A 662-nucleotide genomic window follows, 5' to 3' on the forward strand; every position below is an offset into this window, starting at 1 on the left:
CCACCTGTTCGACCGGCTGGCCGACCTGCGTGGCGTGTGCGAGGTCGCCCGGCGGCGTGGCCTGACCGTGCTGGAGGACAGCGCCGAGGCCATCGGCATGCGCCTGGACGGCACACACGCCGGGCTCGTCGGCGCGGGCGGCGTCTTGTCGTTCTTCCCCTCCAAGACCCTCGGCGCGATCGGCGACGCCGGGGCGCTGCTCACCGACGACGACGACATCGCCGAGACCGCGCGGGCGCTGCGCCACCACGGCCGCGCCGGGCGCACCCTCGACCACTTCCCCGGCATCGCCAACCCCACGGTCCTGTCCGGCTGCAACAGCAAGATGGACGACCTCCAGGCCGCCGTCCTGCTGGCCAAGCTGGCCGGGCTCGACGCCGGCATCGCCCGCCGGTCCGAGCTGGCCACCCGCTACGACGCGCGGCTGCTGGCCCTGCCGCTCTACCCCGACCTGTCCGACGCCGACGCCGACCGGGTGTGCGACGAGGTCGCCGGCTTCTACCGGGGGCGGCCGGGATGACCCGCGTGCCCTTCTTCGCCGCCGACCTGTTCGAGCACGACCGGGCGGCGCTGCTGAAGACCGTCTACGCCGTCGGCACCTGCGACGACCAGAAGTTCATCCTCGGCGAGCAGACCGCGCGCTTCGAGCACGAGCTGCGGCG

The 662-nt window shown here is 74.0% G+C and carries 1 protein-coding gene; it reads left to right on the plus strand.

What is annotated here, in order from left to right:
• The coding region (locus DMH01_RS42465; protein ID WP_199745856.1) for a DegT/DnrJ/EryC1/StrS family aminotransferase at positions 1-520 on the plus strand (520 nt) is incomplete at its 5' end.
• Between the last annotated feature and the right edge of the window lie 142 nt (positions 521-662).

It is taken from the genome of Amycolatopsis sp. WAC 04182 (assembly GCF_003947465.1).
In the GTDB taxonomy this organism is placed as follows: Bacteria; Actinomycetota; Actinomycetes; order Mycobacteriales; family Pseudonocardiaceae; genus Amycolatopsis.